This window comes from Streptomyces sp. NPDC007157 (assembly GCF_040634235.1).
GTDB lineage: Bacteria > Actinomycetota > Actinomycetes > Streptomycetales > Streptomycetaceae > Streptomyces.
This window is the reverse complement of the sequence record NZ_JBEYFE010000005.1, coordinates 305,520-318,873: the sequence shown is the minus strand read 5'-3', so window position 1 is coordinate 318,873 and position 13,354 is coordinate 305,520. Positions and strand designations below refer to the sequence as shown.

The 13,354-nt window shown below is 70.3% G+C and carries 8 protein-coding genes; 4 read left to right on the top strand and 4 right to left on the bottom strand.

The window, feature by feature from the left end:
- Positions 1-119: 119 nt before the first annotated feature.
- The 4 genes from cydD to hisC form a co-directional block, all read right to left on the bottom strand.
- A complete protein-coding gene (cydD, locus tag ABZ642_RS11620; protein WP_360480915.1) occupies positions 120-3,812 on the bottom strand; it encodes a thiol reductant ABC exporter subunit CydD in 3,693 nt (1,230 codons plus the stop codon).
- Positions 3,813-3,928: 116 nt separating this feature from the next.
- On the bottom strand, positions 3,929-4,936 hold the full coding sequence (gene cydB, locus ABZ642_RS11615) for a cytochrome d ubiquinol oxidase subunit II (protein ID WP_360480912.1): 1,008 nt from the start codon (positions 4,934-4,936) through the stop codon (positions 3,929-3,931).
- Between the two features lie 18 nt (positions 4,937-4,954).
- Positions 4,955-6,463, bottom strand: coding sequence for a cytochrome ubiquinol oxidase subunit I (locus ABZ642_RS11610; RefSeq protein WP_360480909.1), 1,509 nt, complete (start codon positions 6,461-6,463; stop codon positions 4,955-4,957).
- Between the two features lie 267 nt (positions 6,464-6,730).
- Entirely contained in the window at positions 6,731-7,810 is a 1,080-nt protein-coding gene (hisC, locus tag ABZ642_RS11605) for a histidinol-phosphate transaminase (RefSeq protein WP_360480906.1), read from the bottom strand.
- 437 nt (positions 7,811-8,247) lie between these two features.
- Between hisC and ABZ642_RS11600 the strand changes: the two genes are divergently transcribed.
- From ABZ642_RS11600 to ABZ642_RS11585, 4 genes are all read left to right on the top strand, one after another.
- Positions 8,248-9,360, top strand: a complete 1,113-nt coding sequence (locus ABZ642_RS11600; RefSeq protein ID WP_360480903.1) for a LacI family DNA-binding transcriptional regulator — start codon at positions 8,248-8,250, stop codon at positions 9,358-9,360.
- Between the two features lie 327 nt (positions 9,361-9,687).
- The gene (locus tag ABZ642_RS11595) at positions 9,688-10,776 is read left to right on the top strand and encodes a metallophosphoesterase (protein ID WP_360480900.1); all 1,089 of its coding nucleotides are present in this window, start codon (positions 9,688-9,690) and stop codon (positions 10,774-10,776) included.
- Positions 10,777-10,956: 180 nt separating this feature from the next.
- Positions 10,957-11,826: a hypothetical protein gene (locus ABZ642_RS11590; protein WP_360480897.1), complete on the top strand. Its 870-nt coding sequence runs from the start codon at positions 10,957-10,959 to the stop codon at positions 11,824-11,826.
- A gap of 193 nt (positions 11,827-12,019) precedes the next feature.
- Complete coding sequence (locus tag ABZ642_RS11585; protein ID WP_360480894.1) at positions 12,020-13,249, top strand: serine hydrolase domain-containing protein; 1,230 nt, start codon at positions 12,020-12,022, stop codon at positions 13,247-13,249.
- Positions 13,250-13,354: the final 105 nt, after the last annotated feature.

Genomic DNA, 13,354 nt, shown 5'->3' with positions numbered 1-13,354 from the left:
CCCGTCAGGTTCGGCGCCGCGAACCCTTCTTCGCCCATCGAAGGCGGAAGCCCCGGAGGGCCAAGGGACGGCCTGCGGCCCGCAGGGGGCTGCGCGGCCCGCAGGTGCTCCACTCGGCCCTAAGGCGCTCCCACCAGGCCCTCGGACGCTTCCGCGAGCGACTCCGTCGCCGCCTCCCGCTCCGCCATCCCCCGCAACGGTCCGGCCACGGCGGCCAGCTCCGCGTACGGCCCGCGCTGCACCACCCGGCCCCCGTCGAGCACGACCACCTCGTCCACGTCCTCCAGTCCCGCCAGCCGATGGGTGATGAGCACGGTCGTACGGCCCTCGGTGGCGGCCAGCAGATCCGCGGTGAGCGCGTCCGCCGTGGGCAGGTCGAGGTGCTCGGCGGGCTCGTCCAGGACAAGCACCGGGAAGTCCGCCAGCAGCGCCCGCGCGAGCGCCAGCCGCTGCCGCTGCCCACCGGACAGCCGGGCCCCGTGCTCGCCGACGAGGGTGTCGAGCCCGTCGGGCAGCCCGTCCACCCAGTCCAGCAGCCGGGCCCGGCCCAGCACGTCCCGCAGGTCCTCCTCGCTGGCGTCCTTGCGGGCGAGCAGCAGGTTCTCGCGTACGGAACTGTCGAAGAGGTGCGCGTCCTGGGCGCACAGCCCGACGAGCCGGCGTACGTCGTCGCCGTCCATGCCGTGCGCCTCCACGCCGGCCAGGGTGTAGGAGCCCGCGTCCGGGTCGAGGAACCGCAGCAGGACCTGGGCGAGGGTCGTCTTGCCGGAACCGGAGGGGCCGACCACGGCGATCCGGCGTCCCTCGTGGAGGGTGAGGTCGAGCCCCGCGAGCGCGTCCCGACGCTGGCCCTCGTGACGGGCGGACAGGCCCTTCAGTACGACGGGGAAGGGCGTGGTGGGCGCCCGGCGCGGCCGCTCGGGCTCCCGTACGGGTTCGGGCGCGTCCAGCACCTCGTAGATGCGCTCGGCGCTCTTGCGCACCCGCTGCCGGTGCCGCACGGCGAGCGGGAGCCCCAGTACGGCCTCGAAGGCGGCCAGCGGAGTGAGCACGAGCACGGCCATCGCCACCCCGCTCAGCCGGCCGTCGGCGACCCCCTGGGCGCCCAGCAGTGCCGTGGCGGCGACGGTCAGGCCCGTGAGCAGAGCGGTCAGTCCGTCACCGAGCGCGGTGGCGGTGGCGGCCCGCGAGGCGATCCGGGTGAGCGTGCGGTCGGCTTGCCGGGCCTCGGAGGTACGGGCGGGCAGCGCGCCGGCGACGGTCAGTTCGGCGGTGCCGGTGAGCAGGTCGGTGACCCGGGTCGCGAGCAGGCCGCGGGCGGGCGCCAGCCGCTGCTCGGCGCGACGGGCCACGGCGGAGGTCACCAGCGGGACACCGACGCCGGCCGCCAGCAGCCCCACGGCCAGGGCGGCGCCCGCCTCGGGCAGCAGCCAGGCGGTGAACCCCACGGCCCCGGCGGACACGGCCACCGCGGCCCCGGCGGGCAGCAGCCACCGCAGCCAGTAGTCCTGCAGCGTGTCCACGTCGGCGACCAGCCGGCTGAGCAGATCCCCGCGCCGGGTCGCCCGGAGCCCGGCAGGTGCGAGCCGTTCGAGGCGCCGGTACACGGCGACCCGGGTGTCGGCCAGCATCCGCAGCACGGCGTCGTGCGACACGAGCCGCTCGCTGTACCGGAACACGGCCCGCCCGATCCCGAAGGCCCGCGTAGCCGTCACGGCGACCATCAGATACAGCACCGGCGGCTGCTGCGAGGCCCGCGAGATCAGCCACCCGGAGGTCGCCATCAACCCCACGGCACTGCCGAGCGCGAGAGCCCCCAGCAGAAGAGCGAGCGACAACCGTCCCCGCCGAGCCCCGGAGTCCCCCCGAACCCGCCTCAGAACGCCCCGCCGAGACCCCGCCACCAACTCCCCCGAGCCACGCCCGGAAAGACCGAACCACCCCGCCGAGCCCCGCCCGGAAAGCCCAAGCCCCTCCGCCGGGCCCCCCGCAGACAGCCCAAGTCCCTCCACCGGGCCGCTTCCCAGCTCGCCGGGCAACTCCGCCGGTCCACTTTCCAGTCGACCGAGCTGTTCGATCGCCTCGCCTTCCCATCGACCGAGTCGGGTGGTGGGTGGGCGGAGGGGCTGGGGGTCCAGGGGGCGGAGCCCCCTGGGGGCCTCGCTGCCAAAGAGCCGCACCACCCGGTCCGCCGCCGAGAGCAGCGCCGGCCGGTGCACCACCAGCAACACCGTCCGCCCCGCGGCAAGCCGCCGTACCGCCGCCACAACCTCCGCCTCGGTCATCCCGTCCAGCGCAGCCGTCGGCTCATCCAGCAACAGCACGGGCCGGTCTGCCAGGAACGCCCGCGCCAGCGCCAGCCGCTGCCGCTGCCCGGCGGACAGTCCGGCCCCGTCCTCGCCGAGCACGGTCCCGGCGCCCTCCGGCAACGCCTCCACGAACTCCAGCGCCCCCGCGTCCCGCAACGCCCGCCGTACCGCCTCGTCGTCCGCGTCGGGACGCGCTAGCCGTACGTTCTCGGCGATCGTCCCGGCGTACAGATGCGGCCGCTGCGGCACCCACGCGATTCGCGACCGCCACGCCTCCAGGTCCACCTCGCCGAGCTCGGCTCCCCCGATCCGCACCCGGCCCGCCACCGGCCGTACGAACCCCAGCAGCACGTTCAGCAGCGTCGACTTGCCCACTCCACTCGGGCCGACCAGTGCGACGGTCTCGCCGGGTTCCACGGTGAACGACACCTCGGTCACCGCGTCCGCCGAGCGGCCCGGGTACCGGACCGTCACCCCTTCGAAGGCCAGGGAGGCCCCGGAGAGCCCAGAGGGGACCTCGCCCGTACCGGACCCCGGCACCGGCGTCTCCAGCACCGCGAAGATCTCCTCCGCCGCCGCGAGCCCCTCCGCCGCCGCGTGGAACTGGGCACCCACCTGCCGCAGCGGTAGGTACGCCTCGGGCGCCAGCACCAGGATGACCAGCCCGATGTACAGGTCCATGTCGCCGTGCACCAGCCGCATACCGATGGTCACGGCGACCAGCGCCACCGACAGCGTGGCAAGCAGTTCCAGCGCGAAGGACGAGAGGAAAGCGATCCGCAGGGTCCGCATGGTCGCCTGCCGGTACTCGCCGGTGATCCGGCGGATGGACTCGGCCTGCGCCTTGGCCCGCCCGAACACCTTCAGCGTGGGCAGCCCCGCGACCACGTCCAGGAAGTGGCCGGACAGCCGGGACAGCAGCCGCCACTGACGGTCCGTACGGGACTGGGTGGCCCAACCGATCAACACCATGAACAGCGGAATGAGCGGGAGCGTGCCGACGATGATCGCCGCGGACACCCAGTCCTCCGTGACGATCCGGGCGAGCACCGCGACCGGTACGACCACCGCGAGCCCCAACTGGGGCAGGTAGCGCGAGAAGTAGTCGTCGAGGGCGTCGACGCCGCGCGTGGCGAGGGTGACCAGCGATCCGGTCCGCTGACCGCTCAGCCAGCCGGGCCCGAGCGCCACGGCCCGGTCGAGAAGCCGCCCCCGCAGTTCGGACTTGACCGCCGCGCTCGCCCGGTGCGCGGCAAGCTCGGTCAGCCAGGAGACCAGTGCCCTACCGATGGCAACGACCACCAACAGCAGCAGGGGAGTGCGGAGTTCGGATACCGAGTGGCCGTGCTGGAAGGCGCCGACCACCACTTCGGCGATGAGCATCGCCTGGGCGATGACCAGCCCGGCCCCGACCACACCGAGGCCGACGACCGCGACCAAGAAGAGACGAGTGGCTCGGGCGTAGCGCAGCAGACGCGGATCGATTGGTTTCACGTGAAACATGCCCTTCGGCCCGGAGTGGGTGTTTCACGTGAAACACCCACTCCTTGGACTCATGCGGACTCAGTGCGGAGTCAGTACAGACTCAGGTGCCGGTTCGGCGCCGAGTCGGCGCCGACTCAGTGGGCGGCTTCGGCTGCGATGTGCTGCGTGCCGATCCGCTTGCGGAACACCCAGTACGTCCACCCCTGGTAGAGCATGACGAGCGGCGTGGCGATCGCCGCCAGCCACGTCATGATCTTCAGGGTGTAGGGGCTCGACGAGGCGTTGGTGACCGTGAGGTTCCAGTCCGCGTTGAGCGACGACGGCATGACGTTCGGGAAGAGCGACAGGAAGAGCATCGCCACGGCGGCCACGATGGTGATGCCGGACAGGGCGAACGCCCATCCCTCACGGCCCCGCAGGTTGGCCCCCAGGGCGGCGACCAGCGCGGCGACCGCCACGACCAAGGCCACCAGGCTCTTGCCGTCCCCGCTGTCGGCCTGCGTCCACACCAGGAAGGCCAGCGCCAGCACGGCGGCGAGCAGACCGACCTTGGTCGCCAGCTTCCGCGCCCGTACCCGTATGTCACCGACGGTCTTGAGGGCGGTGAACACCGTTCCGTGGAAGGTGAACAAGGTCAGCGTCACCAGTCCGCCGAGCAGAGCGTGCGGGTTGAGCAGGTCCCAGACGCTGCCGACGTACTCGAAGTGCCGGTCGATCTTCACGCCCCGCACGATGTTCGCGAAGGCCACGCCCCACAGGAACGCCGGGATCAGCGAGGTCCAGAAGATCGCGGTCTCCCAGCTGCGCTGCCACTTCTCCTCGGGCCGCTTCGCCCGGTACTCGAAGGCGACACCCCGGACGATCAGGCAGACCAGAATGACCAGCAGGGGCAGATAGAAGCCGGAGAAGAGCGTGGCGTACCACTCGGGGAAGGCGGCGAAGGTCGCACCGCCCGCGGTGAGCAGCCACACCTCGTTGCCGTCCCAGACCGGGCCGATCGTGTTGATCAGCACCCGCTTCTCCGGCCGGTCACGGGCGAGCAGCTTGGTGAGGATGCCGACCCCGAAGTCGAAGCCCTCCAGGAAGAAGTAGCCGGTCCACAGGACCGCGATCAGGACGAACCAGACGTCGTGAAGTTCCATGACTGCGTCTCCCTCGGCCTAGTACGAGAAGGCCATCGGCTTGTCGGCGTCACGCGCCTCGCCGCCGATCTTCGTGGGCGGGTTGAGGTCGTCCTCGGTGAGCTCGGGCGGGCCGGCCTTGATGTACTTCACGAGCAACTTGACCTCGATGACGGCGAGGATGGCGTACAGCGCGGTGAAGGTGATCATCGAGATGAGGATCTCGGCCTGGGAGACACCGGGGGAGACGGCGTCACGGGTCTGCAGAACGCCGTAGACGACCCAGGGCTGACGGCCCATCTCGGTGAAGATCCAGCCCCAGGAGTTGGCGATCAGCGGGAAGCCCAGCGTCCAGATCGCCACCAGCCAGTACAGCCTGCCGAGCTTCGGGCTGAGAGCCTTGTTCTTGAAGAGGACCAGATGCGGCACCTCGTCCTCACCGACCCGCAGATGCTGGGCCAGCATGAACTTCTTGCGGGTCAGCCAGAGTCCGACCAGGCCGATGGCGAAGGACGCCATGCCGAAGCCGATCATCCAGCGGAACGCCCAGAAGGTGACGGGGATGATCGGGCGGTAGTCGCCAGGACCGTACTTCTGCTGCTCGGCCTTGTTGGTGTCGTTGATGCCGGGGACGTACGAGTTGAAGTTGTCGTCGGCGAGGAACGACAGTATGCCGGGGACCGACAGTTCGACGCTGTTGTGGCCCTTGCTCACGTCGCCGTAGGCGAAGACCGAGAACGGTGCCGATTTCTGGCCGTCCCACAAGGCCTCGGCGGCGGCCATCTTCATCGGCTGCTGCTTGAACATGACCTTGCCGAGGGTGTCGCCGCTGATCGCGGTGAGCAGGCCGGCGATGACGACGGTGACCAGACCCAGCCGCAGCGAGGTCTTCATCACGGTGATGTGCTTCTTGCGGAACAGGTGGAAGGCGGCGATGCCGACCATGAACGCGCCACCGGTCAGGAAGGACGCGGTCAGCGTGTGGAAGGCCTGGGCCAGCGCGGTGTTCTGGGTCAGGACGGCCCAGAAGTCGGTCAGTTCGGCGCGCCCCTTCGCCTTGTCGATCTTGTAGCCGACGGGGTGCTGCATCCATGAGTTGGCCGCGAGGATGAAGTACGCGGACAGGATCGTGCCGATGGAGACCATCCAGATGCAGGCCAGATGGATCTTCTTGGGCAGCTTGTCCCAGCCGAAGATCCACAGCCCGATGAAGGTGGACTCGAAGAAGAACGCGATCAGCGCCTCGAAGGCGAGCGGGGCGCCGAAGATGTCACCGACGAACCGCGAGTAGTCCGACCAGTTCATGCCGAACTGGAACTCCTGCACGATGCCGGTGACCACACCCATCGCGATGTTGATCAGGAAGAGCTTGCCCCAGAACTTGGTCGCCCTGAGGTACTTCTCCTTCTCCGTGCGCACCCATGCGGTCTGCAGGCCCGCCGTGAGGGCGGCCAGAGAGATCGTCAGCGGGACGAACAGGAAGTGGTAGACGGTGGTGATGCCGAACTGCCAACGCGCCAGTGTCTCCGGCGCCAGAGCCAGGTCCACGTCGTCAGTCTCCTTACGTCGCCGGGGTACAGCGGCACTTTGCCCCTTTTGTCACGTACATCACGGACCAAAGAGGACGAGCTTGTGAATGCATTCACATTCACAAGCCATTATGACGCACTGATTTTCGACGCATCCATGGGGGGCCTGTCTTCTCCGTCACGTCGCCCCGCGACCCTCGGTTCCACGTGAAACCCAAACGCAACGGGGCCGCCTCACGGCGACCCCGTACGTGTGGAACTGGCCGACGGCCAAGGCTCCTTGCGGCTAGAGCTCCTTGCGGAAGTTCTCCGCCGCCTTCAGGAAGATGTCGTTCGCCTCGGTCTCCCCGATCGTCACCCGGGCACCCTCGCCGGGGAACGGCCGGATGACCGCCCCATGCTCCTCACAGAGCTGCGCGAAGGCCGTCGTACGCTCCCCCAGCCGCAGCCACACGAAGTTGGCCTGGGTCTCCGGAACCGTCCAGCCCTGGGCACGCAGCGCCCCGACCACCCGCTGCCGCTCGCACACCAGAGAGCCGACCCGGCCGAGCAGTTCGTCCTCGGCCCGCAGCGAGGCGATCGCCGCTTCCTGGGCGAGCTGGCTCACGCCGAACGGCACCGCCGTCTTGCGCAGCGCCGCCGCCACCGGCTCATGGGCGATCGCGAAGCCGACGCGCAGCCCGGCGAGGCCGTACGCCTTGGAGAAGGTCCGCAGGACACAGACGTTGGGTCGTTCGCGGTAGATCTCGACGCCGTCGGGCACCTCGGGGTCGCGGATGAACTCCCGGTAGGCCTCGTCGAGGACCACCAGCACGTCACTCGGCACCCGATCCAGGAAGCGCTCCAGTTCGGCTCGCTTCACGACCGTGCCGGTCGGGTTGTTGGGGTTGCAGACGAAGATCAGGCGGGTGCGGTCGGTGATCGCGTCCGCCATCGCGTCCAGGTCGTGCACCTCCCCGGGCGTGAGCGGCACCTGGACCGAGCGGGCGCCGCTGATCTGCGTGATGATCGGGTAGGCCTCGAAGGACCGCCAGGCGTAGATCACCTCGTCGCCGGGGCCGCTGGTGGCCTGGATCAGCTGCTGGGCGACGCCGACCGAGCCGGTACCGGTGGCCAGATGGCCGAGCGGGACGCCGAAGCGGTCCGAGAGCTCGTTCATCAGGCCCGTGCACGCCATGTCCGGGTAGCGGTTGAAGGCGGCAACGGCCGCGGTCACGGACTCCAGCACGCCGGGCAGCGGAGGATACGGGTTCTCGTTGGAGGAGAGCTTGTAGGCGACCGGGCCGTCGGCCGCGGCAGGCTTGCCCGGCTTGTAGGTGGGGATACTCTCCAGCTCGGCGCGCAGCTTGGGGCTCGTCTCGCTCACCGCAGTCCTCCTCGCGACCACCGGCGGACCGTCCGCGCCGCCGGCATCCAATACTGCTTACCTTATGAGGATTCGGTGCCGCTGCGTACAGCACCGGAGGGACCCGGCAGGCGGGGGCCTGACCTCATCCGTCCCACTGGCATCACGGGCATCACCATACGAAGGCGCATTTTTCGGGGGCGCGCCCTACATATATCTACGCGCCGGTGGCTCACGCCGTGGCGCGCATCACCCGTGAAGGTGAGTTGAGACCTCTTCGAGACATCGGGCACTTGGCAGGCCCATGCGTGCCGACAAGTCACGTCTCGCCATTGGATCGTTCAACTGACTTTCTTTCTAAGGTAGTTGACCCCATTTGGCCTTGCAGAAACGTGCCTGTCAACGCGTGCATATGCGTCCGCACTACCCCACCGCATGAGCCCTACTATCGGCTCGCCATGACAGCAGCAGGGAAGCACCAGGTGAGCCGCGCGGAAACCTCTCGGCGAGGAAGCCGGCCAGGCCGGGCGGGCATCAGAGACGTGGCCGCCGCCGCCGGAGTCTCCATCACGACCGTCTCCGACGCCCTGAACGGCAAGGGCCGACTCCCGGATGCCACCCGGCGCCACGTCCGCGAGGTCGCCGACCGGCTGGGGTACCGCCCCTCAGCCGCCGCCCGCACCCTCCGTACCGGCAAGTCGGGACTGATCGGCCTGACCGTGACGACGTACGGGGATGAACCTTTCACCTTCACCGAGTTCGCGTACTTCGCCGAAATGGCGCGGGCCGCCACCTCGGCAGCGCTAGCCCGCGGCTACGCCTTGGTGATCCTGCCGGCGACCTCACGCCACGACGTGTGGTCGAACGTCGCCCTGGACGGCACGGTCGTCATCGACCCGTCCGACCAGGACCCGGTGGTCAGCGAGCTGGTCCGGCAGGGGCTGCCGGTGGTCTCCGACGGCCGCCCGGCCGGCTCGCTCCCGGTCACCGCCTGGGTGGACAACGACCACGAGGCCGCCGTACTCGGCATCCTCGACCATCTCGCCGCGGCGGGCGCCCGCCGGATCGGCCTGCTCACGGGCACCACGACGGACACGTACACCCATCTGTCCACCACCGCCTACCTGCGCTGGTGCGAACGGGTCGGCCAGGACCCGGTCTACGAGGCCTACCCGGCGCACGACCCCTGTGCGGGCGCGGTCGCCGCCGACCGGCTGCTGGCCCGCCCGGACCGCCCCGACGCCGTCTACGGCCTCTTCGACCCCAACGGCACCGACCTGCTCGCCGCCGCCCGCCGCTACGGGCTGCGCGTCCCCGACGACCTGCTGCTGGTGTGCTGCAGCGAGTCGACCGTGTACGCCAACACCGAGCCGCCCATCACCACGCTCTCCCTGAAGCCGCGCCGCATCGGCACGGCGGTGGTGCAGCTGCTCATCGACGCGATCGAGGGAGTGGAGTCGGACCAGCCGGTCGAGCAGGTGATACCGACCGAACTGATCGTGCGTACCTCCTCCCAGCGACGCCCGCAGCGCACCACGGTCAGCCCGCCACGGGCACCGGAGGAGGAGTAGCACGGACGCCCCGCACCCACGCACGGACGCCCCGCACCCACCCGCGGCCGCTCGCTACGCCCGCCCGGCGGGTCCGTGCGCACACGGGAGCGGCCGACGCGCCTGCCGGATGTCGTCGAAAGACTGCCGGCAGGTGAGCGGCCGGTGGTCGAACCCCTGCCCAACCGGGGCGAAAGCCGCATGGAACTGGAGTCCCGCTCCGATTCACCACCCCTGGGTCATCACACGGCGCGACGGGCATTCCTATGATGGGCCCACGACACCGCGGGCCGCTGCGACCAGGCAGTCCGAAGCGGTGCAGATGCGGCGCGATGGTGGAGGGGTCTGATGACTCAGGGGGCCGGTCAGGGACCCGAGGCGGAACGGACGGCGACGTTGCGCGACTTCCGGGTGCCCGCGTACGTCAACGAGACCGGTCCGTACGTCCAGAGCACCCACCCCGGCGACGTGGCCCCGGCGCTCGACGAGCCGTACCCCGACGGATATCCCGAGGGGTACACGCCGACCCAGCGCGACCTGCCGGTCATCCACCGTGGCGACACGCTCCAGCTGCCGGTCGACCCGGCCGCCGATCCGGTCGCTCAGACGGCGGCCGGTCCGGGCCCGCTGTATGTCGTCGGGGACGTGCACGGTTACTTCGACGAGCTGATCGGCGCGCTGCGGGAGCAGGGACTGATCGACACGGACGGGCACTGGTGCGCGGGCACCGCCCGGCTGTGGTTCCTCGGCGACTTCACCGACCGGGGTCCGGACGGCATCGGCGTCATCGACCTGGTGATGCGGCTGTCCGCCGAGGCGGCCGCGGCCGGCGGCTACTGCAAGGCGCTCATGGGCAACCACGAGCTGCTGCTGCTCGGCGCCAAGCGGTTCGGCGACACCCCCGTCAACTCCGGGGCGGGCACCGCCACCTTCCAGGCGGCCTGGCTGCTCAACGGCGGTCAGAAGACCGACATGGACCGGCTCCAGGACCACCACCTCCAGTGGATGGCCCGCCTGGACGCGGTCGAGGAGGTCGACGGCTATCTGCTGGTCCACTCCGACACCACCGCCTACCTCGACTACGGCGACTCGATCGAGGCGGTCAACGACACAGTCCGCGAGACCATCACCCGTAATGACGCGGACGAGGTCTGGGACCTGTTCCGGAAGTTCACCAAGCGGTTCTCCTTCCGCGACGAGGGGGGTGCAGACGCCGTCCGTTCCCTTCTCGATACGTACGGCGGCACCCGCATCGTTCACGGGCACAGCCCGATTCCCTATCTGCTGGGGGAAGTCGGCTCCGAGGACGGCGAGGAGACCACCGGCCCCCTGGTGGAGGGACCACACGTCTACGCGGACGGCCTGGCCATCGCCATGGACGGCGGAGTGACCATGGCCGGAAAGTTGCTGGTCAGACAACTTCCGCTGGACAGCTGAACGTTCGGCACGCTGTTCTGTACCCCGATGTCACACGCGGGCCACCCCCAATTTCCGGCAACCCCCTGTCACCGCGTGCCTTAACGGCTCTACCATCGGTTTATCCGTAGCAGGCTCCCCTCCGTTTCTGCCCGACGGCTCGCCGGCGTGCGAGCCCCAAGCCCTACGGAGCATCGGGGGATGCACATGAACAGCGTTCCGCAGCACCTGCACAGCGAGGACCGCCAGGAATACGAGCGGATCCTCGATGAGGCGCTGCGCTCCGCCCCTTACCGTCCCGAACTGGCCGGTGCCGGCCAGCGTTTGAACACCGAACAGCTGCGCACCATGGCGCTCAACGCCACCGCACTGATAGCGGCGGCCGCGGCGGCTGAGTACCAGCACTATGTGAAGGTCCGCGAGGAACTGCGCAACCCGGCGCGGTCCACCCCGGCCACTGTCCACGAGTCCGACTCCGCGGAGTCGGCCACGGGCGGTGCGATGGGGCTCGCCACCACCCTCGGCGAGGCCGCCGAGACCACCGGCGCCGGCGGCTTCGCCCTCGCCCTGGTCCTGGCGCCCGTGCTCGCCGGTACCGCCGCCGCGATCTTCCTGCTCGTCGGCTACGTCCTGAAGATGCTGGACCCGGCCCCGGCGTTCGCCCAGACCATGCTCACCGCCGGCTGGGTCTTCGGCGTCGTGACCGCGGCCGCCATCCTGATGGCCGGCGCGGGGCTGCTGCTCACCGCACTGCGCAACAGTCCCTCACTGGAGGCCGGAGCCTACGGCGAACCCGGCGGGGAGGTGGCCAAGGCCCGGGACGCCTGGCGGGACGCCCTGCTGGAGCGCGGCATCCTGCCCTTCCTGCGGGAAGGACTGGCCACCGAGCCCGGCACGGCCGAACTGCGCCGTACCACCCCGTCGGGTCCGGGGGGCCGGATGCCGCGCCTGGGCTACGACCGCCCCGGTTTCAGCACCGATGACGGCACCGCACCCGCCTCCCGGCCGAGCTTCACCAGCCCGGACTACACCAGCCCGGACTTCGGAGGCCCGGAGCACCAGCCGGAATAGCCCGGCTTGCGCCCCCGCCGGGGGCGCAAGCCGGACACCCCGTCCACGCGAACGCGTCGTCCCCGGTGGGTGAAGGCGAAGGGGGGCCAGGTACACCCCTCGTTCGGAGGGCAGTCCCATTCTCCGGCGCTTCTGGATCCGGTTGGCTGGTGATCGTCACCGACCAGGACGCAGAGCACCGGGGGATTCGAACATGCAGATGCCGATGTCGAAAAAGGCCAGGACCGCCGTGCTGGCGGCAGCACTGCTCGCGCTGGGCTCGCCCGCGGTCGCGACCGCCGCCACCGCCGGGCACACGGCCGCAAGGCACTCGTACGACCAGGACGCACTCCGGCAGGACCTGGCAGCCGTACGGAAGGCCGGGGGCGGCGATGTGAACGTGCTGGCCAGGGTGGACCGAACGAACGGCGCGCCACTCATGGCACGCATCGGCACCCGGACGGCCGGTTCCTCGGCCCCGATCCCGTGGAACTCGCACTTCCGCGTGGCGAGCACGACGAAGACGTTCGTGGCGACCGTGGTCCTGCAACTCGTGGCGGAGAAGCGGCTGTCGCTGGACGACACCGTCGAGCACTGGCTGCCGGGCATCGTCGCGGGCCACGGCAACGACGGCACCCGTATCACCGTCCGCGACCTGCTCCGCCAGACCAGCGGCCTGTACGACTACGTCGACGACCCGGAGATCCAGGACCGGTTGATCAACCACTTCGACGAGAACCGCTACGACGCCACGCCTGCGGCCGACCTGGTCGCGGTGGCGATGAAGCACCGGCCGGTGTTCGTGCCCGCGCCGGGCGGGGCCACCCGGTGGGCGTACTCCAACACCAACTACCTGCTGGCCGGCATGATCGCGGAGAGGGCCGGCGGCGCACCCTGGGACGCGCTGGTCGAGCACCGGGTGATCGCGAAGCTGGGGCTGCGGAACACCTCCGTTCCCGGGCTCGACCCCTACCTGCCCGACCCGCACGTGAACGCGTACCTGACGACCGCCGACGGCAAGCGTCTCGACGTCACCGAGCACAGCTTCCAGCACACCGCGGACTCCGGGGTGGTGAGCACCACCGCCGACCTGAACACCTTCTTCCGGGCGCTGGCCGGTGGGAAGCTGCTGCCGGCCGAGCAGTGGCGCGAGATGCGGCGGACCGTCCAGCGGACCGACGACCCGGAGGACGTGGCGGAGATGCCCGAGGGCACCTACGGTCTCGGGCTGCGCCGGATCCCGCTCTCCTGCGGCGGTTTCTACTACGCCCACGAGGGCGACGGGGCGGGTGTCAACACCCGCCCCGCGGTGAGCGCGGACGGCAAACGCGCGGTGACCGTCTCCCTCACCACCACTACCGCGCCGCCGGATCTGGCGGCTCTCAACCGCGCGACGGGCGCCCTCGTCGACCACGCCCTGTGCGACAAGCCCGCGACGAGCTAGGCGGTTGCGACCTCCGGGCGCACGGCCGCCGCCGATCGCCGGCCAGGGCGGGGGCGCTGCACCCGGGGCCGTCGCCGGTCTCCCGGTGCAGCGCACCGACGGTCG